This is a genomic window from Paenibacillus amylolyticus, assembly GCF_047302515.1.
Lineage (GTDB): Bacteria > Bacillota > Bacilli > Paenibacillales > Paenibacillaceae > Paenibacillus > Paenibacillus amylolyticus_G.
This window is the reverse complement of record NZ_CP168019.1, coordinates 4,673,143-4,693,303: the sequence shown is the minus strand read 5'-3', so window position 1 is coordinate 4,693,303 and position 20,161 is coordinate 4,673,143. Positions and strand designations below refer to the sequence as shown.

The following is a 20,161-nucleotide window of genomic DNA, read 5'->3' as shown; positions in this document are numbered from 1 at the left end:
TTATCATTGTGTGTTTGAATAAAAACCTCTTTTCAATAAGTTGTTGCGTTGTTTAATTTAAAGCTTCTTTCATGCTTAAGCCTGCTGTGAATACAGGAACTTTACCTGCAGGTAGTTGAATTTCTTTGCCTGTTTTCCGGCTTCTTCCCGTTCTTGCCTCGCGCTTCTGCACTTCAAATTTCCCGAATCCGACCAGTTGAACTTCTTTGCCTTCTTTGAGAGCTTCGAGAATCGAGTCCAGTACAACGGTTACAGCTTTTTCAGCATTCTTCTTGGAGAAACCGCCAGCCTTAGCTACTTCTGTGATCAATTGTTCTTTATCCATGGGGAATACCTCGCTTTCATTCTTGGGATGTGAAATCTTTTCTTTACTGTGCAACATATGTGTAAATAAAAAGCTGCCTTATTAATAAGGCAGCTTTCATATAATTAAAGTTTAGTAACGTTCTCAGCTTGTGGTCCACGGTTACCTTGAGTTACTTCAAATTGAACGCGTTGACCTTCGTCCAAAGATTTGTAACCTTCACCTTGAATTGCACTGAAATGAACGAATACATCTGTTCCTTCTTCAGTTTCGATAAAGCCGAATCCTTTATCCGCGTTGAACCATTTCACTGTACCTGTTTGCATGTGATTCCTCCAAAAAATAAGTTTTTAGCCGATCATTATGACGAGTATAAATTAAAATTGACACTCACCTGGTGCATTTAAACCACGAACTTGATGTCCGCTAATGTATCGATTAATATGATAATACCATGTCCGCTAATATAAGTCAAGATTTGGAGGTATTTTCTAATGAATCAGTCATCAGGGATTTCGGTGCAGCGGGAAGCGACGATAGAGGAATTCATACATATGCTTGCTAATGAGGGAGAATTGCATCCCAAAACCGTGAAGGAATATACAAGTGATCTGAAACACTTTATCGAATGGTACAAGGAAAGCACCATGCTCAGCGAAGAGTTCTCACCGCGAATTGAAGATGTGGATACATCCACTTTAGTCAGTTATCGTGAAGATGCTCACAAAGTTATGTTATTGAAACCAGCCACCATTAACCGGAGGTTGATTACGCTGAAGCGTTTTTTCAAATGGGCTGTCTTGGAATCCAGGCTCAGTCATGACCCTTCCAAACCATTAAAATTCATTCCGGAAGACAAAGTAAGTCCACGCCGAATGACATTGGAAGAAGAGCAGGCATTCCTCGCGGCAGTGGAGTATGGTAATTCCCTTCGTGATCAGACCATCCTGACCCTTATGTTTCACACAGGCTTGCGAACGATGGAGGTATGCAACCTCAAGCCTCATGATATCGAACTTGGTAGACGAAGCGGTCACCTGACAGTGAGAGCCGATAAACGCAACGTGCAACGTAAGATCCCTTTGAATATACAGTGTGTTGTCATGTTGAATCAGTACTTATCTGATCTTGCTACCGATCGTGCGTACCTTTTTCCTTCAGAGAAGACAAACGATCGTTTAACGGAGAGAGCATTGCGCCACCTGATTAAAAAAGTAATGATAACAGCAGGGCTGGAAGGACTGAGTTCACACGACCTGCGTCATCGTTTTGGCTACGCCATGGCTGAGCATACGCCACTGCACCGTTTGGCCGAGATAATGGGACACACCAACCCAGATACAACAATGATTTATTTTAAAGCATTAAGTACGAATCATCGTAAAGAACAAGAATGAAGTCTGAATTATAGTCAGAATGAAAACACCTCTTATTAGAAGTACTTCGAAATTTTCCGTGTTTGTATTACTTTAACCTACCTTTAGCATTCATATACGATCCTTCACATCTCACTTAGGCACTGCCCGACAGGGTTGCCTTACCTCTAATGAAGAAAGCGATTACATATCCCTGATAATATTGTATATTATGATGGCAACCTTGGAACAGATCAACATGAGCCTTTGCATTTTGCTTCAATTCGGTGAGCAATAAGAAATCAAATGGATTCACAATGTTACATATATATTCGTTGATAGGGCATAAGGCCGTCATCAAAAGGGAGGAATCCAAACGTGTACCGGGTACTGCTGGTGGATGATGAAGAAGATGTGCGTGAAGGACTTGTTGTAGAGGTCGATTGGGAAGCGCTCGATCTGCGGATAGTCGGTTTGGCTGAGAATGGGCGGGAAGCATTGGAGATGGCGGAGCGGGTAGAGCCGGACATTGTGATGACGGATATCAGCATGCCATTCATGAATGGTCTGGAACTCGCACAAAGATTGAGGAAGCGTAATCCACTCGTGAAGGTGGTCATTTTGACTGGGTATGATGAATTTGATTATGCGAGGCAAGCCATCTCGTTAAGTGTGGATGAATATCTGCTGAAGCCGTTCTCAGCAGGACATCTCACCGAACTGCTCACAAGACTGCGCGCCCAGATGGCGTCTGAAGTGGCTGAGCGTGAAGATGTACAGCAACTGCGTGAACACTATCATACCAGTTTGCCTTTATTACAGGCAGATCTGATGGCGACCTTGCTCCATCGACAGAAATCCTCGACATATATTCATAGTAAAGCAAAACAATGCGGATTGGATCTGACAGGAGAACGTTATGGTGTGTCCGTATTGACACTGCATATGGATGGAGATGTACAGAAGGAGAAGTCTGAGGGAGTATTCAGCGAGCCTTCACAGCGACATAACAAAACAACATCCGAGGCAGCGGATCAGTCTGAGATATTTGTTCCCGGAGGTTCCTTGCGTCAATCTGAGGATGCTGAACTGAAACGCTTTGCTGCACTTAACATTGCGGCAGAAGTCTGGGCGGAGCATGGGGCTGGTCATGCCTTTATGCATCAGGAGACGATTGTCCTGCTCTATGTGGATCGCACGGGCGGTACAGATGGAGCGAAGCGGCAACAGAAGGCATTGGAAAATGTGATGCGCAGCATCAACCACTATTTACGTATCCCGGCTACGGTGGGATCGGGTCAGATTGTGGATACACTCGCGGATGTGAATCATGCCTATGAAGATGCCCTGCTGGCGTTGGATTATCGGCTTGTGCCCGGGACGGATTCAATCATATACATTGCGGACGTAGAGCGACAGACGGCGGGCAAGCTGCGGTTCGATGAATTGAAGCAACAGACGCTGACACGATGCCTGAAGGCAGGTACACAAGCAGAGCTGGAGGAAGCACTGGCGATCATTTTCCGGGAAATTACTGTGGAACACGGGCGAAGTGATATTCAGCTCTATTTAATTGAAGTATTAACAACAGTATGGAAGGCAGCACAGGCATCAGGAGAAGCGATGGAAGACATCTTTGGTGCAGGGTTCCAGTTGTATACGGATTTGTTCCGACTGCCGGGACTCACTGAGGCACAGAAGAAGGTACAGGAGGTCTGTCTACTCGTGCAACATCGCATTGCGAGCGGACGCCAGCATGTATACAAGGATATTGTCGAGCAGGCGTTAGTTTTCACCAAAGAGCATTATGCCGACCCGGACCTGTCCATTCAGAAGGTGTGCGGGCATTTGCATATCAGCTCCGGTTATTTTTGTGGCATTTTCAAAAAAGAAGTACAACTTACCTTCCTGCAGTACCTGATGCAGATCCGAATGGAGGCAGCCCGTGAACTGCTTCGCTCGACAGAGCTGAAGTCGTTTCAGATTGCGGAGCAGGTTGGCTTTGCCGAACCGAATTACTTCAGTTTTTGTTTCAAAAAACATATTGGCGTCTCGCCCAAAGAATATCGTAAACAGGCTTCTCAGGCAGCAAGTGAAGGTTCGATCCGATGAAGTTCCTGTCCAGATGGGTGAAGTCTATGGGATTTCAATTACGCTCTCGTCTGCGTTCGTCCAGGGTCAGCAGTATCCGGTTTATTATTACATGGTCCTTCTCTGTCTTCATCGTTCTGGTGCTGACTATCATGGCGATGCTTCTACACGATAAGTTCACACAGGCTGCCGAGCGAAGTGCGGAACTGACGACGAGACAGATTGTGGATCAGGTCAGTTATAACCTGGAGGATTACGTCCGCAGTATGTCGCATCTGTACCGTGCCATTGAGGAACACATGCTGCGTGACGGGACATGGGAAGGGGATCTGGTGGACAAACAGCTCGACACACTGCTCAGCAGTCGTGAAGATATCATCTCGATTACTCTGCTTGATTCCACGGGGAAATTGCTCAAGAACCGACCTACAGCCGAATTAAAAACCAGCGCCCATGTGACACAGCAAGGGTGGTTTCAGTCTGCGCTTCGTGTGCCGGATCACCTGAGTTTCTCGTTACCTCATATTCAGAACATGTACACAGGCCCATATAAATGGGTCGTATCCATGAGCAAAGGCATAACGATACGGAAAAATGGTCAGGATCGGCAGGTTATCCTGCTGGTCGATATCAATTTCAAACAGATGGATGAACTGAGCCGTCGGGTCAGTCTGGGGCAACGAGGATACGTGTATATTATCGATGAGAGTGCGGGCAATATCGTGTACCATCCGCAGCAACAATTGATGTATATGGGACTCAAAAGCGAGAATATCGAACAGGCTTTGGTGGCTTCCGGCAGTTACGAAGATGAAGCAGATGGACAGAAAAGGCTGAATACCGTGAAGTCCGTTGCCAATATCGGGTGGAAAATCGTCGGTGTTGCTTATCTGGATGAGATTATGACAACGCGTCAGGAGGTCAATGGATATCTCATTCGTGTACTGGTCGTTGTTCTGGTACTGGTCATTCTCGTATCCCTGTTTCTTTCCTCCAGTCTGACGCGTCCGATCCGGCGAATGGAACGTAAGATGAAGGCGGTGGAGCGCGGGGATTTCAACGTGGAGTTGCCTATTGAAGGGCCGCTGGAGGTGGAACGACTATCCCGTCGCTTCAACCTGATGGTCAATAAAATTCGCACCTTGATGGATGAGATCATCCATGAACAAGAACAGAAGCGGCGTCTGGAGCTGGAGGCTTTACAGGCTCAGATCAATCCACATTTTTTATACAACACCCTGAATTCCGTAGTCCGCATGGTAGGCATGAGCCGCAATGAAGAAGTGATTACGATGATCACGTCTCTTTCGAGCCTGTTCCGTATCAGCCTTAGTCAAGGTAAAACGATCATTACGATCAGGGAAGAGCTGGAGCATGCGCAGCATTATTTGACGATTCAGCAGATGAGGTTCAAGCGCAAATTCAACTTTACGATTAAAGCCGATGAGACGCTTCTGGATTGCCTTACATTAAAGCTGGTGCTTCAACCCCTGATTGAAAACGCCATTGTTCATGGCATCGAGTACCACATGGACGAAGGATGTATTGAGATCGATGTTTATCGTGAGGACAACAAGCTGGTGTTTCGCATTACAGATAATGGGGTCGGCATGACGGAAGAACAGATGTCGGGATTATTAAGTGGTCGTCCTGTGATCAAAAGCGGTGCAGGCTCCGGCGTAGCGGTACGCAACGTCCATGACCGAATCCGGCTCTATTATGGGGAGGGTTACGGACTTGAATTTGCAAGTGAATTGGAAGAAGGCACCACGGTCTGGATTCGGATCCCCATTCAATCGCAGCAGAAGGAGGGCGAGCCTGATGACAGACAATAAGGAGAATAGGAGTGATATCCACAGCCACAGAGTTGTAGGGTCATACATTCGTACGTTTTGGAAAAAGGTTGCTGCGAGTTTCCCTGGAATCCGGAAACGTCGGTTAGTAACCCTGACAGCTGCAAGCTGCTGTCTGCTTATATGCAGCGCCTGTGGCTTATCGAGTCCCGATGCTACGGCAGTACCACCACGTATCGCGCTGATTACGCCAGCTGGGACAGGGGAACTTGCGGAAGCCATCCGGCTTGGTGCTGAAGCGGCTGCCAAAGAGAACGGAGCCGAACTGATTACCGTGGAAGCATACCCTTCCGATGGTGATGTGTACACGCCTGCCATTCTGGACTCTGCTGGAAGTCAGATGCAGGTCAAACAGGCAAATATCAACAGCCAAACGTTGTCTCGCAGTGCGCGAGAGCAGGCTCAAGTTAAGGCCGCCGCCTCGGCTCTGAAGCAGGGGGCATCAGCTCTATTGGTTGATCCCCTAAGTGAGAAGGCACTTAGTGACATCATTCAGGAGGCACAGACAACAAATTCCAATGGAACCATTGTTCCTGTCATTGTGCTTAACGATGAATTTCCCGTGAAAGGCATCACCAGTTTCATCTCGATGGATAATGTTGAGGCGGGAAGACAGGCCGGCCAGGCTATGGCGGAGCTTCTGGAAGGGAAAGGGCATGTGGCCTTATTGGGCCCCGATCCTCTTAATTCTGGTCTTATTCAGAGAGAGCAGGGAGTTATGGAAGCCTTGGTACAGTATCCTAATATTCAAGTGGAACCCAAATCGATATGTAATACACGGGATGGATGTTGGCAGACTGCGAAGCAATTGCTGGACCAGCAGGAGGTGGATGGCTTCATTACTCTTCAGGAACCTGCTTCTCTGGGAGCAGCTGATGAACTGAATCGACGAAAATCTGCGGACAAGATAAGGATTGTTGGGTTTGGCAGTGAACAACAGCAACTGGAGCAATTGCAAGAAGGGGTCTTTGATCATCTCATCGTCCAGAATGGATACAGTGCAGGTTATCTGGGATTGAATCAAGCCGTTGCGCGGCTGAACAATCAACAGGTGCAAGCTAGAGTGTTACTTGAGACCAAGCTGGTTAGTACAGACAATATGTTCTGGATGGATAACCAGAAGCTGTTGTTTCCTTTTGTACAATGAACCAATGCTAGAACGAGTGCCGGAACGAATGCTGAATAAAAATTAAGGTGTTTGTTAACTTGAGGAAGATTTCGATAGAACAGGTGAAGATATTGTATTCGAATTTAATGTAAACCCTTTCATAATAAAGACATCGGTGAAGCCGAATGAACTTGGGGGAGGTCATTAGGATATGAAGAAAACATGGATGACACTGTTGATTACGGCATGTATGGTTGTGGCGGCGGGGTGTAGCAGCGGCGGAGACAGTGCAGGTGGAAGTACGGGAACAGATACAGGAGGCCAGACAGCAGCCGGTACGGAAACGCCCAAGATTGGTGTTGCCATCTACAAATTCGATGATACATTCATGACGGGTGTACGTAATGCGATGACCGCAGCAGCGGAAGGTATTGCGACCCTGGATATCGTGGATAGCCAGAATGCACAGCCAACCCAGAATGAGAAAGTGGATCTGTTTGTATCCAAGAAATATAATGCAATGGCTGTGAACCCGGTGGACCGCACGGCGGCAGGTGTCATCATTGACAAGGCCAAGGCAGCGAATATTCCAGTGGTGTTCCTCAACCGTGAGCCAGTAGCTGAAGATATGAACAAGTGGGATAAAGTGTACTACGTAGGAGCCAAAGCGGAGGAGTCGGGTACGATCTCTGGGCAGCTAATTGTGGATTACTGGAAAGCACATCCGGAAGCGGACAAAAACGGCGATGGCAAACTGCAATACGTCATGCTGAAAGGGGAACCGGGTCACCAGGATGCAGAGCTTCGGACCAAATATTCGGTTCAGGCGATCCAGGATGCCGGTATCGAAGTGGAAGCGCTGGCGGAAGACACAGCGATGTGGGATCGGGTGAAAGGTCAGGAGAAAATGCAGGCGTTCCTGGCTTCCCATGGTGACAAGATTGAAGCCGTTCTCGCAAACAATGATGACATGGCCTTGGGAGCCATTGAGGCATTGAAAGCAGCCGGATACTTCAAGGATGGCAAATCCATGCCGGTTGTAGGTGTAGATGCAACAGCTCCAGCCATTCAGGCTCTCCAGGATGGCACGATGCTGGGCACGGTGCTTAATGATGCCAAGAATCAGGGTGCAGCTACGGTGGCACTGGCTTCCGTTCTTGCTAAAGGTGAGACACCAACAAAGGAAAATACCAAATACGACATTACAGATGGTAAATACGTCTGGATTGCATACAAAAAGATTACAAAAGACAACATCGCCGACGCCCAATAACAGCACGAGACAGGGACGTCCGACATTCGGGTAGCGTCCCTTTTTTGCCGGTCATATGGAAGGGAGGAACCAAGATGGAGTCACCTTACTTGCTGGAGATGAATGGAGTTTCCAAAGCATTTCCGGGTGTGCAGGCACTAAGTCAGGTCAATTTGAAAGTGAAGCCGGGGACGGTTCACGCTTTGATGGGAGAGAATGGAGCGGGGAAATCCACACTTATGAAATGTCTGTTCGGCATGTATCGTCCAGATGAAGGAACGATACGCATCGAAGGAAAGGACGTGGATATTCCGAATTCCAAAGCGGCCCTTCAGCAAGGCATATCCATGATTCATCAGGAGCTGAATCCGGTCCCGCATCGTCCGGTGATGGAGAATATATGGCTGGGTCGTTTTCCGATGAGGGGAATACTGGTGGACGAGAAACGGATGTATACCGATACGCTGGCCCTGTTCAAGGACTTGAACCTGGATATTGATCCGAAGGCTCAGGCGGGAACACTGTCTGTCTCCAAGATTCAATCCATGGAAATTGCCAAGGCGGTCTCTTTTCAATCCAAAGTCATCGTCATGGATGAGCCAACTTCTTCCCTGACAGGCAAGGAAGTGGATCAACTCTTCACCATTATTAATGAACTGCGCAGTCGCGGCGTATCCATTATCTACATTTCACACAAGATGGAGGAGATCCTGACCATCTCGGATGAAGTGACGATCATGCGTGATGGTTTCGTTGTCGGGACATGGGATGCTGCGGATCTAACGACAGATCTGATCATTACGCGTATGGTTGGCCGTGATCTGGACGAACGTTTCCCGGAACGGACGAACGTACCCGGTGAAGTGATATTAAAAGCCGAGGGTCTGACATCAAGCCAGTCTAAATCATTTCGTGATGTATCCTTTGAGCTGCGAAAAGGTGAAGTGCTTGGCATTGGCGGCCTGGTTGGAGCACAGCGGACAGAACTGATTGAGTCCTTGTTTGGACTGCGCGGACTCGCTTCAGGTACGATTTCGATTCATGGGCGCAAGGTGAAGATTAACTCTCCCGCAGCAGCGAAGCGTCATAACATCGCGTTGCTCACCGAAGAACGAAGAGTCACAGGAATCTTCCCGGTGTTGTCGGTGTATGAGAACACGATCATTGCCAGTCTGGGGCGCTACCGAAATCGCGTGGGCTTACTGGACGAGAAAAAGGGCCGCGAAGTGGCACGGGAGCAGACGCAGAAGTTCAGAACCAAAACGCCTTCAGTTAACACGCTGATTCGAAACCTGTCTGGCGGCAATCAGCAGAAAGTTCTGCTGGCCCGTTGGTTATTGACCGACCCGGAGATTCTGCTGCTGGATGAACCGACACGTGGAATCGATGTAGGGGCCAAGTTTGAGATTTACACCATTATTACGGAACTGGCTCGTCAGGGCAAAAGCATTATCATGATTAGTTCAGAGATGCCTGAGCTTCTGGGTATGTCGGATCGCATTATGGTGATGAGCGAAGGGCGTCTCACTGGAATCGTGGACGGAGCCGAGGCAACCGAGCAGGATATTATGAGGCTGGCCGCGCAGCAGCGGATGGCTTAGTCAGGAGGGAAACAGATGAACACACAGATGATCAATCAAGTAAAACAATATGTAACACAGCGCGCCATCTTTATCGTACTGATCCTGCTCATTATTGGTATTGCGATTGCCGATCCGAATTTTCTGGCCTTCTCCACACTGCGGGACATCTTGCAGCAGTCCTCCACACGGGCCATTATTGCGCTCGGTGCAGCCTTTATCCTTGTCACGGGCGGGGTTGATCTGTCCGCTGGACGGGTGGTTGGTCTTACGGCTGTTGTATCAGCATCGATGCTGCAAATTGATGAGTATGCAAACCGCTTCTTCCCCGATCTGCCCCACTTATGGGTGGGGCTGCCGATCCTTGTCGGGATTACCGCGGGTCTATTCGTGGGATTGGTAAATGGACTCATTGTCGCCAAATTACATGTGCCTCCTTTTATCGCAACACTGGGTACAATGGTTGCCGTGTATGGACTGAACTCCATTTATTTTGATACGGAACCCAACCAGTCACAGCCGATCGGAGGATTAAGAGAGGACTTCACTGTCATTGGCTCTGGATACATTGATCTGGGCGGAGGTTATTCCATCCCGTATATTGTCCTCATTGCTATTGCGGTGGCATTAATCTGCTGGGTGATCTTTAACAAAACACGTCTCGGCAAAAACATGTACGCGATCGGTGGCAACATTCAGGCGGCGCATGTATCCGGGATTCATGTGGCTCGCAACCTGGTTGCCCTGTATGCCATTGCGGGTGCACTGTATGGTCTGGGTGGTGTGCTTGAGGCAGCACGCACAGGTGGAGCAACAAACAATTACGGTAACATGTATGAGTTAGATGCGATTGCCGCATGTGTGGTAGGCGGCGTATCAACGGCAGGAGGTATTGGAACGGTACCTGGGGTTATGGCGGGTGTGCTGATCTTCGGGGTCATCAACTATGGTCTAACGTTTATCGGTGTAAGTCCATACTGGCAGTTGATTATCAAAGGATTGATCATTGTTGCTGCGGTGGCTTTTGACATCCGTAAGTATATGGCGAAAAAATAAGATTAACGTGAAAAGGTTACAACGTTGTACTCCGAGTGCAGTACCATCCACCGATCGCCCTTATCCCCTGATTTTCTTGATTCCCTATATTAATAGGGGAAAATCCGTTGATAAGCGTGTGCTTCCGATGTAGCTTTCTCCTAGAAAGCTTTAGGCGAACGCTATCGCTTCTTCAGATTGGTTCTGCACTCTACGTTATGGTATAAAAATTCCATTCATCTTATATGGTAAAGCAGCAAAGCAGCAAAGCAGCAAAGCAACAAAGAAGCCAGCCCTCGGGATATAGAGAGCTGGCTTTAATAGTTTAACCATTGACCATCCAATCGATAATGGGGATAACTGGTCCAATGATGCATAAGAGCAACATGAATCCGGCGACGTTATAAGATACACTTGTGCCATAATGTGAACGATTTTTTTTGGCGATCAAGAAGGCTGGAATCCAGAAGAGGGCTGCTACTACAAAAGGAATGTGAAGTCCTTGAGTTCCGTTGCTATAAATCGGTATGTTTATTAAGTTAAAAAGATAATGACTGATCATAAAATTTGCTTTGCCCCATTGGAAGTTAAAGACGAGACCCATCAATAGTACGAGTAGAGAGAGTGTTCCGAGGCCCAGTGGTTTTCGTTGTGTTGTCATGTGACATCCTCCATAACTAAGAATTTTTCCTAAATTAATCCATTAATGTATTGTACCACGATAATGATCTATGTGAAGAGGAATTGTTTCACTTTTGTTGATTACAATCACATCATATGTCCTATTGCCTTCATAATTTATACATTCGTGCGAATTTGACGATCCTCCACTAATCGACAACATCAGCTAATCATAATCGATATAATACATGTACATAAGTTGTTTGATGTGAGTTTTATGTCAAAGGGGGCGAGGCTGTTTGCTTAGTTACACGATGAAAATGGTGATATTCCCGCTAGGTTGTCTGCTTGTCATTCTGTCCTCTTATGTTCTCAGGCTTACCCCTCATATGGCAATAATGTCACTCTCGGCGATATTATTGGTAGCAAGTATTTATGGGGAGAGACGATATCCTGTGCTGCGAAAATTTCAGTGGATTTTTCTCGGGATATTCCACTATTTCAGTGAACTGAACTGGTGCAACATGCTATATTATATGCTCATTATTTCAATGATCCAGGACAAACCAAGGTTGGCGCAGACCTTGCCGATTTCGTTGCTGCTTATGCTGCAATATACGTTGATTCGGCTTTCGTATGTGCCTGTAGATACATATGCTTTGCTGGTTTCGTTATTTGACCTGTTAACCTCGGTTGTTATCATTTTTTTGTACCATACCTTAATCAACAGTGAGGTCGAGAAGCGCAGGCTTCGGGAAAAAAATCGGTTCCTGACCCTGCATGATCCGCTTACCGGACTGTTGAATTACGAAGGTTACATGGAGATGTTACATAAGACAGTAGAAGAGCAACGGTCTTTTTTGCTTGTCCTTTTGAACGTCAATAACTTTAGCGGCTTTAAAAAAGATTCAGAAGACCCTTGGTGTACGGTAATCACAGGTACAGGGCAGATGATCAGCAATCATTTCACCGAGGCCTATGGCATATCCCGGTATGCAGGAGACCGATTTGCGGTCGTTTTGCCAGAGATACAGGATGTGGAAGAACGAATGTCGTCACTACTATCCGTGCAGCTTCAAGGACTCCAGGTAAGCTACAGCATCTCCCTGTACCCGGAAATGTCGGATTCGTTGCAGCACTTTATGACGGTAGCCGAGGATAGGCTGCTTCAACAACAGCGCAGCAAATGGCTGAAAAATGAAGAAGAAGTATTTCGTTCCGAAAGGCTAAGGGCTGTAGGTGAACTGGCCGCAGGTATGGCACACGAAATTCGTAACCCGCTTACCGCAATTCGGGGATTCTTGCAGCTTTCCCGTGGACAAGCCTTTAATATCGCGCCATGGTATGAAGTGATTATGGGTGAGGTGACAAGAGTAACCGATCTGACGGCTGAATTTTTGCAGTTTTCCAAACCACATGCGAATCACATGAAGCCTGAACATTTGGGTCACTGCCTTGAACGCGTGATGTCTTTGACCGAGTCAGATGCGGCATCCCGAGGGCATCAAATTACGCTTGAAATGACTAATGAGCCAGTTGTGATCATCATGGATCGAGATAAAATTGTGCAGGTATTGATCAATCTGATTCGTAACGCTTTTGAAGCAATGACAGACCCTGGTGAGGTTCATATGGATTTGTTGCAGGACGGAGACGCAGTACTCATTTCAATTACAGATACAGGAAGCGGCATTCCGGAAAATTCGCTATCCACCATCTTTAATCCATTTTATACAACCAAAGAAGAAGGTACGGGACTTGGACTTGCACTCTGCCAGAAAATCGTTCAGGATCACAATGGTAAAATTACCGTCCATAGCGAAATGGGGGTTGGTTCCACCTTCACGCTTCATCTGCCCATGGAGACGTAAATCATATAACTTACCTAGAGATAGCAATTAAGTAGTCATTAGACAAAAACATAAAAACGCCGCATGGGTCCAGAAGAACCCCGTGCGGCGTTTAATATTTCGATTAATAAGTTGATGTGTGGAGACTACATTGGTTCAGATCATTTTAGCTATAAGTGTGTCTGCAAATTCAAGTAAGCGATATGATGATGGAGGTCAGCATATAAAAGTCTGAAGTTCAAGCCGGTTGATCCTGGCGAATGGGTAGTCGATTTTCTAAGGAACATAGGACGTCTTATTTGGCCTTCAAGTCCTTACTTTAATTTGTAAGAAACTTCAGACACGTTATTTCCCAACATCCCATGAAAAAACGCTGAAAATGGCTGTTTATTTGGATATAACGTGTCTCAGGTTCTTTAGATTTCTGAGGGAGCTTCAAAAGCTTGAATAAGGCGCCTCAGATTCGTTAGTTTACGCTCTTGCTCTGTTCCAACCGCGAGCTGGACGATGTCCTCAAGCCCGCCCGGCACGGAGTGGAGCTTTTCATTTGGAATAGATTAAATCCACTTTTGTGGCATATTGATCGCTTGTTCGCACGCGAAGGACATGTTCTCCCACATTCAGGATACAGCGTAATTACTTGCTCCATACGCGCTAAGGTCCGCTTCGGCATGGAGTAAGTTTGCAGAGTCGCTTTAGTTCGACTTATTGAGCTGTCCCTGATGTAACTGATAGTAGAATCCTTGTTGCTTCATCAACTCATCATGGTTGCCCCGTTCAGCGATCTGTCCATCATCAATGACGAGAATCTGATCGGCTTCACGAATCGTGCTCAGTCTGTGGGCGATGACAAAGCTGGTACGGTCTTTCATTAAAGTGCGCATCGCTTCTTGAATCTGCATCTCCGTACGCGTATCGATGCTGCTTGTTGCTTCATCCAGAATAAGAATAGCCGGATCCGCCAGAATTGCTCGGGCAATGGTCAACAGCTGTCGCTGTCCCTGACTCAGATTGCTTCCTCCGGAAATGATGGGCGTATCGTAGCCCTGTGACAGTTTGCGGATGAACGAATGTGCATTCGCCAGCTCAGCCGCTTGTCTGATCTGTTCATCGGTTGCGTCCGGCTTGCCGTAGGCGAGATTGTCACGAATGGTACCCGAGAACAGGTAGGCATCCTGAAGTACAATGCCGAGTTGCCGCCGTAATTGATCCTTCTCCAGTTCCGTGATGTCACATCCATCGATGGTAATCCGCCCGCCTGTAATCTCGTAGAAACGGGGCAACAGGTTGATAATGGTCGTTTTGCCTGCGCCGGTGGGTCCAACAAGTGCAATCATCTCACCAGGTTTTGCAGTAAAACTAACTTTCTTAAGAATGTCTCGCTCCGCACTGTATCCGAAAGAGACGTCATCAAATACCACTTTGCCTTGAATCTGGTCCAGTTGTTTCTTCTGTTCCTCCACGTATTCGCCAGGCGTATCCATGATGTGGAACACACGTTCAGCACCTGCGATTGCAGCCTGAATCAGATTGTACTGATTGGCCAGATCGTTGAGCGGCCGCTCAATCTGGCGGGAGTAAGCGAGAAAGCTGACGATCAGTCCGATGGACGTCATTTCATGATAAGCCATCCATCCACCTACAGAAGCGAGTATGGCAAACCCGATATTGTTCATCACGTTCATCGTAGGTCCAACCAAACCCGAAACGGTCTGGGCCTGTGTGCTGGATGTGCGCAGTTTCTCGTTCAAATTCTCAAAATGTTGATGTGCCTGATCCTGACGGTTATAAGCCGCTACGACTTTTTGTCCAGCAATGGTTTCCTGAGCATACCCATTAAGCTCACCAAGCAATTTCTGCTGGGCTGTGAAGTGTTTACGTGTTCTTGACGCGATCAGGCGAGTGGCGATGGTAATCAACGGTACAGTCACCAGACTGAGCAGGGTAAGCCGAACATCCAGTGCAAACATGATCGACAAGGAGCCAACTAGCAAAATGGCGCTGGACATCAATTGGGTTACGCTTTGGTTCAGCGTTGTAGATACGTTATCGATGTCATTGGTCGCCCGGCTCATCAGATCCCCGCTTTGATTTTTATCAAAAAAGCTGACAGGCAGCTCTTGTAGTCGGGAGAACAACGCATGTCGCAGATCCTTAACGGTCAGTTGGGACACACCAATCATGACATAGGATTGAGCCCACATCAGGAGTGAGCCAAGGACATAAACACTCAGCAAGAGGAGACATTCCTTCAGCAAACCCGCTGTTACTTTGGGCACGATATGTTCGTTAACGGCACGGCCGAGAAGGTAAGGTCCTGCCAGATTAAGCAGTGTTCCAAGAGCCGTCAGCACTAATGCAGCAATGACTCCTTTGCGATGACGTCCCATGTACGACCATACCCGGATCAGGGCATGGCGAGCATTTTTGGCTCTGACTTTGGGAACAGGTCCTCTTCCCGCTGGTCCGGGTCTTCCGATGGGAGGCACGACCGTTTGTTGTATGGAGGAAGATGCAGGTTTAGCCAAATTGAACATCCTCCTTCCGTTGCTGCGAATAATAGATGGCTTGATAGTGTGATGAATGAGCCATAAGGTCATCATGTGTGCCTCTGGCAACGATCTGTCCTTCATCAATGACATATATACAGTCTGCATCCTTCACGGAGGAGATCCGCTGTGCAATCAAAAAGGTCGTGCTGTCTTTCATCAAGGATTGCAAAGCCTTCTGAATGCTCGCTTCCGTACGCAGATCCACGGCACTGGTGCTATCATCCAGAATCAGTACTTCTGGTCGCATAAGCAGGGCGCGTGCAATGGATATCCGCTGTTTCTGTCCACCGGACAGATTGACCCCGCGTTGACCCAGCTCCGTGTCATACCCATCTTTCAGTTTCATAATAAAATCATCCGCTGCCGCAGCTTGTGCCGCAGCACGCAATTCAGCATCCGTTGCACCGGGCCGGCCGAAACAAATGTTATCCCGGATGCTGCCGCTGAACAGGATGGATTCCTGTAGCACAATGGACACACGGCTGCGAAGATCCTGAAGATCCCAGTGGCGAACGTTCACTCCATTCACGAGCACTTCACCCTGCGAAGCATCGTATAGACGGGGAATCAGCTGCACCAGCGAGGTTTTGCCTGAACCTGTTGAACCGATCAGGGCCACTTTCTCACCCGGGCGAGCCTTCAGGTTAATGTCAGTGAGTGCATGGTCTCCGTCATAACGGAAAGATACGTCTCTGAACTCCACTTGACCGCCTGTGTGGGAGGGAAGAGGAGAAGGTTGGTATGGGAACTGTTGACGTTTAGACTGATGTGACTGTACATTCCCGGAGTTGTCGGTTCCCGATTGAATATCCGGCTGTGTATGTAACACCTCGTTGATCCGTGCAGCTGATACTTTGGCGCGGGAGAAACTCATCATCATCATGCCGATCGACGTGAGGGACGAGAGTACAACCGTGACATAGTTGATAAAAGCAATCAGATCCCCGGCAGCAATATCGCCTCCCACTACCTGGAAACCTCCAAACCACAGCACCGCTACAATGGTAGCGTTCAGCATCAGGCTGAGTACGGGTGCATTCAGTGTGACAATACGCCAGGCTTTGACGGCGGTTGTAGTGTAATCTTCATTGGATTGTTTGAACCGCTTTTTCTCCAGACGCGCACGTGCAAACGCCTTGACGACACGAATGCCGGCAAGATTCTCCTGAAGCACAGCGTTGACCTGATCAAGCTTGCTCTGCACACTGGCGAACAGCGGATAGGAAGCTTTTATCAGAATAAATAAAATAATAAACAGCACCGGTACAGTCGCAATAAGAATCAAAGCCAGCTTTACACTGATCGTAAACGCCATGATGATACTACCGATGATTAGCATTGGTGAACGGATAAACATCCGTAGCAGCATCTGTACAAAGGTCTGCATCTGGGTAATGTCACTGGTCAGACGAGTGATCAGAGATCCTTCCTGAAACGTATCCAGATTGCGGAAGGAGAAGGTTTGAATATGGTCAAACAGTTCTTGTCGCAGATCTGTGCCGTATCCAACGGCAGCTTTACTTGAATAGAGTGTACAGCCTGCGCCGCCAACCCAGCCGATTAACGCAACAAGTAGCATGATCAGACCTGTAGTTATGATATGGGGCAGATTCCCTGCAAGTACACCATCATCCACGATGCTGGACATCAGCTTGGGCTGGAGCAGGTCCATGGTAACCTCAAGTACCATGAGCAGCGGGGCGACGATTGCCGCCGACTTATACGGGGTCAAGAATCGTTTTAACGTCCACAATAGGGAATCACCTCAATCTTCATAGCATAAGTGAATCAATTTCATAATACCTTTAGCTGCTTCAATCGCAAGTCTGTATTACCTCAAGCTTCACGCAGGTTTTGAAGCATACGCTGTGCAAGTTCAGACATGATCTCGGATTCTTCCGGTGTAAAATCTTTCTGGGCTTGCTGTTCCAACTCCTGAATCACTTCTCTCAATTCTTGTAGCGCAGAGCGCCCTTGATCCGTCAGGTATACCCGCAAACTGCGCATATCTTTCGGGTCTGCTTCACGTCTCACATAACCGGATGATTCCATACGCTTGAGCATCACGGTTACCGTTGCGGGACTGCGCTGAAGTTGTTCGGCCAGATTTTTCTGGGATTGTCCATCTTCCCGTTCAAGCTGGAACAGCAAAGGGGGCTGCCCCGGGTATAACTCGGGGTGGTTCACAAGTTTCTCATGAACTTTGTAGCGTTTCAGTTTCACCAGTTCGGATAGCTGGCCCATTAACCGATCATTTTGGACTGGGTTCATATCATCCGCTCCGTTCATATCCTTTTAGTTAGTCGACTAACTAAATCTTAAGTTCGATTTGACATATCGTCAAGTGAATAAAGATCATTTATTTTGGATTAAAGGTATTTCCAGGTCGATTGGCTGGAAAGTAAACAAGTAAAATAGATTAAAACACAAAAACCTCTGCTTTGAGCGGAAGAGAGTATGATAACTAACTCTGTTCCGGTCTCTAAAGAGAGGTTTTTTGGTATTGTCACACGTTAGTGTTGAGTGTACGGAAACTTACTTCTTGGAGAACATTTCTTTGGCTTCATCCATGGCCATCTTGTTTCCAATAGAGGAATAATCCAGCCAAGGTTGTGCACCAATCGGGTAGACGTGACCGGCTTTGACTGCTTTCAGACCTTGCCAGATCGGATTGTTTTGCAGCTCCTTAAACATGGTTTGGGCTTCATCATCCGAATTCACAACCACAAAGATCGCATCTGCATCATAGTCCGGCAATATTTCACGGGAGACGACTTGATACGGTTTAGTCGAATCGATATCTGTGATCCCTTTGGCAGGAGTCAGACCGAGATCCTCATACAAAATGGGACCCATGGGACGGCGTGTACTGAACACACGTAATTCTTTGGCAGTAACACGGATCGCCATCACAGTACCATCACCAATCGTGTCATGAATCAGAGATTTCACTTCTTCCGTTTCGGTTGCGTAGTCCTGAATGTATTGCTCGGCTTCCTTCTCGCGATTCACGAGTTTGCCAATGTCTTTCAGATGGTCGCGCCATGTGCCGTCATCCAGATGAAGACATGCACCGGAGCAATTTTTTCGAATTTGGCAATATCACCACCGGAAAATTCTTCGTCCAGATAGATCACATCGGGTTTCAGGGCAAGCAAAGCTTCCATATCAGGGTCTTTAACCGGACCAAGTGGCGTTGTATTTTGAAGTTGATCAGCAACATGGGACAGGAAACCTTTGGCTTCGCCACCGATAACGGAACCAACCGGAGTAATGCCGAGAGACAACAGATCATTGGTCAGATGGATCGACATGGAGGCAATGCGTTGCTCTCCCGAATTTGCACTGTTGTCTTGATTCTTAGTTGAAGTATCCGTAGACGAACCACCAGAAGCAGATGATGAATTATTGGTCGTTCCACAGGCTGCGAGCACAAGCACCAGACAGATACTCATGACAAGCATAAGATTTTTCTTTAACATGGGTAGTCACATTCTCCTTGAACATCTCTTGGATGTCTTTATTGTTTTTTGAAAAAAAAGATCACTTGCTTCGTACTAAAAGGTACAAAAAGTAAGGCGCACCAATCGCAGCAACCACCACGCCTGCCGGAATGGCGTTAGGCTGAAAGATCGTTCGCCCGATCGTATCGGCGGTCACCAGAATAACCATACCGATGAGTCCGGCAGCAGGGATCAGATGCCGATGCATCGGACCGACAAGTCTGCGCGCCAGATGAGGCGCTGCCAGACCGATAAAGCCGATCCCACCAGCCATCGATACACTAACGGCAGACAAGGCCACGGCACAGAGCAGCAGAATAATACGCTGGGATCGGACAGGTGTCCCGATACTGGTTGCGGCAGCATCTCCAAGATTGAAGGCATCGAGCGTTTTGGATCGACTCCAGATGTACGAGATACATAACACCACCCAAGGCAGCAACGCTTGCACATGAACCCAATCCCGGCCCCAGACGCTACCTGCCAACCAGCGAGCGGCAAAGGAATAGGTATCTTCATCCAGACGTAGGGATAGGTAGAGTGTCAACGCATGGAACCCGGCTGCTACCGCGATTCCCACCAGAATCAGCTTAATGGGTGATACGCCGTTGTGCCGATCATAGGACAGCAGCATGATGATCAGGGCGGCAGCAACACTGCCTGCAAAAGCAAACAACGGAATTAACAAGGCTACAGAGCCATCCATTGTAAAGGAGAGACTAACAAACACCATTAGTCCAAATGCTGCCCCCGCATGTAATCCCAGAATACCCGGGTCCGCCAGTGGATTGCGGGTAATCCCTTGCAGGGCTGCTCCAGCAATACCAAGTCCTGCTCCGGCCAGTACAGTTACCAGGATGCGAGGAAGTCGGTAATCAAACAGTACAATCTGATCATCCGAACTGCCATTACCAAACAAAGTCTGTAACACAGCCACTGGGGAGAGACGAATGGTTCCCGTGTTCAGGCTGATCACAATAACGGCAATGGCGATGCAGAGCAGCGTGATACTGACAACTATCGAACGTTTACCTCGTGAGGGTGTATTAAAATTCAT

The 20,161-nt window shown here is 47.7% G+C and carries 15 protein-coding genes and 1 pseudogene; 8 read left to right on the top strand and 8 right to left on the bottom strand.

Annotation, left to right across the window (positions count from 1 at the left end):
* Positions 1 to 52: 52 nt before the first annotated feature.
* Both ACDJ59_RS20530 and ACDJ59_RS20525 read right to left on the bottom strand, forming a co-directional pair.
* Entirely contained in the window at positions 53 to 325 is a 273-nt protein-coding gene (locus ACDJ59_RS20530; RefSeq protein ID WP_036606368.1) for an HU family DNA-binding protein, read from the bottom strand.
* A gap of 104 nt (positions 326 to 429) precedes the next feature.
* Positions 430 to 630 carry a cold-shock protein gene (locus tag ACDJ59_RS20525; protein ID WP_017690333.1) on the bottom strand — a complete coding sequence of 67 codons (201 nt, stop codon included), beginning with the start codon at positions 628 to 630 and terminating at the stop codon, positions 430 to 432.
* Between the two features lie 168 nt (positions 631 to 798).
* Here ACDJ59_RS20525 and ACDJ59_RS20520 point away from each other — a divergent pair, with 168 nt between their 5' ends.
* The 7 genes from ACDJ59_RS20520 to mglC all read left to right on the top strand — a co-directional run bounded on the left by ACDJ59_RS20520 (position 799) and on the right by mglC (position 10,599).
* Positions 799 to 1,701 carry a tyrosine-type recombinase/integrase gene (locus ACDJ59_RS20520; RefSeq protein WP_413405340.1) on the top strand — a complete coding sequence of 301 codons (903 nt, stop codon included), beginning with the start codon at positions 799 to 801 and terminating at the stop codon, positions 1,699 to 1,701.
* A 336-nt stretch (positions 1,702 to 2,037) separates the two neighbouring features.
* A complete protein-coding gene (locus ACDJ59_RS20515; protein ID WP_413405338.1) occupies positions 2,038 to 3,771 on the top strand; it encodes a response regulator in 1,734 nt (577 codons plus the stop codon).
* 26 nt (positions 3,772 to 3,797) lie between these two features.
* Positions 3,798 to 5,585, top strand: coding sequence for a sensor histidine kinase (locus ACDJ59_RS20510; protein ID WP_413405336.1), 1,788 nt, complete (start codon positions 3,798 to 3,800; stop codon positions 5,583 to 5,585).
* Positions 5,572 to 6,750 carry a substrate-binding domain-containing protein gene (locus ACDJ59_RS20505; protein WP_413405334.1) on the top strand — a complete coding sequence of 393 codons (1,179 nt, stop codon included), beginning with the start codon at positions 5,572 to 5,574 and terminating at the stop codon, positions 6,748 to 6,750. The genes ACDJ59_RS20510 and ACDJ59_RS20505 overlap by 14 nt, the downstream gene beginning before the upstream one ends.
* A 172-nt stretch (positions 6,751 to 6,922) precedes the next feature.
* Positions 6,923 to 7,984, top strand: a complete 1,062-nt coding sequence (locus ACDJ59_RS20500; protein ID WP_036672480.1) for a galactose ABC transporter substrate-binding protein — start codon at positions 6,923 to 6,925, stop codon at positions 7,982 to 7,984.
* Positions 7,985 to 8,058: 74 nt separating this feature from the next.
* A complete protein-coding gene (locus tag ACDJ59_RS20495) occupies positions 8,059 to 9,564 on the top strand; it encodes a sugar ABC transporter ATP-binding protein (RefSeq protein ID WP_413405331.1) in 1,506 nt (501 codons plus the stop codon).
* A gap of 15 nt (positions 9,565 to 9,579) precedes the next feature.
* Complete coding sequence (gene mglC, locus ACDJ59_RS20490) at positions 9,580 to 10,599, top strand: galactose/methyl galactoside ABC transporter permease MglC (RefSeq protein WP_307414744.1); 1,020 nt, start codon at positions 9,580 to 9,582, stop codon at positions 10,597 to 10,599.
* Between the two features lie 304 nt (positions 10,600 to 10,903).
* Here mglC and ACDJ59_RS20485 read toward each other — a convergent pair whose 3' ends face one another.
* Positions 10,904 to 11,239 (bottom strand): hypothetical protein, encoded by a 336-nt coding sequence (locus tag ACDJ59_RS20485; protein ID WP_413405328.1) that lies wholly within the window; start codon positions 11,237 to 11,239, stop codon positions 10,904 to 10,906.
* A gap of 415 nt (positions 11,240 to 11,654) precedes the next feature.
* Between ACDJ59_RS20485 and ACDJ59_RS20480 the strand changes: the two genes are divergently transcribed.
* Positions 11,655 to 13,070 (top strand): ATP-binding protein, encoded by a 1,416-nt coding sequence (locus ACDJ59_RS20480; RefSeq protein ID WP_221819310.1) that lies wholly within the window; start codon positions 11,655 to 11,657, stop codon positions 13,068 to 13,070.
* A gap of 674 nt (positions 13,071 to 13,744) precedes the next feature.
* On the opposite strand, the gene ACDJ59_RS20475 is transcribed toward ACDJ59_RS20480, so the two are convergent.
* The 5 genes and pseudogenes from ACDJ59_RS20475 to ACDJ59_RS20455 form a co-directional block, all read right to left on the bottom strand.
* Positions 13,745 to 15,586, bottom strand: coding sequence for an ABC transporter ATP-binding protein (locus ACDJ59_RS20475; protein ID WP_413405325.1), 1,842 nt, complete (start codon positions 15,584 to 15,586; stop codon positions 13,745 to 13,747).
* Positions 15,570 to 17,354, bottom strand: a complete 1,785-nt coding sequence (locus ACDJ59_RS20470) for an ABC transporter ATP-binding protein (protein ID WP_413405323.1) — start codon at positions 17,352 to 17,354, stop codon at positions 15,570 to 15,572. Before ACDJ59_RS20470 ends, ACDJ59_RS20475 begins: the two co-directional genes overlap by 17 nt.
* Positions 17,355 to 17,437: 83 nt before the next feature.
* Positions 17,438 to 17,845 carry a MarR family winged helix-turn-helix transcriptional regulator gene (locus ACDJ59_RS20465; RefSeq protein ID WP_413405321.1) on the bottom strand — a complete coding sequence of 136 codons (408 nt, stop codon included), beginning with the start codon at positions 17,843 to 17,845 and terminating at the stop codon, positions 17,438 to 17,440.
* A gap of 291 nt (positions 17,846 to 18,136) precedes the next feature.
* Positions 18,137 to 19,083 (bottom strand): annotated as a pseudogene (locus ACDJ59_RS20460) (iron-hydroxamate ABC transporter substrate-binding protein).
* 61 nt (positions 19,084 to 19,144) lie between these two features.
* A complete protein-coding gene (locus ACDJ59_RS20455) occupies positions 19,145 to 20,161 on the bottom strand; it encodes a FecCD family ABC transporter permease (RefSeq protein ID WP_413405319.1) in 1,017 nt (338 codons plus the stop codon).

What these genes read in the sequence shown, in the direction of transcription:
- ACDJ59_RS20530 (WP_036606368.1), bottom strand. Translation starts at nt 325, where the DNA reads ATGGATAAAGAACAATTGATCACAGAAGTAGCTAAGGCTGGCGGTTTC.
- ACDJ59_RS20525 (WP_017690333.1), bottom strand. Translation starts at nt 630, where the DNA reads ATGCAAACAGGTACAGTGAAATGGTTCAACGCGGATAAAGGATTCGGC.
- ACDJ59_RS20520 (WP_413405340.1), top strand. Translation starts at nt 799, where the DNA reads ATGAATCAGTCATCAGGGATTTCGGTGCAGCGGGAAGCGACGATAGAG.
- ACDJ59_RS20510 (WP_413405336.1), top strand. Translation starts at nt 3,798, where the DNA reads ATGGGATTTCAATTACGCTCTCGTCTGCGTTCGTCCAGGGTCAGCAGT.
- ACDJ59_RS20505 (WP_413405334.1), top strand. Translation starts at nt 5,572, where the DNA reads ATGACAGACAATAAGGAGAATAGGAGTGATATCCACAGCCACAGAGTT.
- ACDJ59_RS20500 (WP_036672480.1), top strand. Translation starts at nt 6,923, where the DNA reads ATGAAGAAAACATGGATGACACTGTTGATTACGGCATGTATGGTTGTG.
- ACDJ59_RS20495 (WP_413405331.1), top strand. Translation starts at nt 8,059, where the DNA reads ATGGAGTCACCTTACTTGCTGGAGATGAATGGAGTTTCCAAAGCATTT.
- mglC (WP_307414744.1), top strand. Translation starts at nt 9,580, where the DNA reads ATGAACACACAGATGATCAATCAAGTAAAACAATATGTAACACAGCGC.
- ACDJ59_RS20485 (WP_413405328.1), bottom strand. Translation starts at nt 11,239, where the DNA reads ATGACAACACAACGAAAACCACTGGGCCTCGGAACACTCTCTCTACTC.
- ACDJ59_RS20475 (WP_413405325.1), bottom strand. Translation starts at nt 15,586, where the DNA reads ATGTTCAATTTGGCTAAACCTGCATCTTCCTCCATACAACAAACGGTC.
- ACDJ59_RS20465 (WP_413405321.1), bottom strand. Translation starts at nt 17,845, where the DNA reads ATGGGCCAGCTATCCGAACTGGTGAAACTGAAACGCTACAAAGTTCAT.
- ACDJ59_RS20455 (WP_413405319.1), bottom strand. Translation starts at nt 20,161, where the DNA reads ATGAATTTTAATACACCCTCACGAGGTAAACGTTCGATAGTTGTCAGT.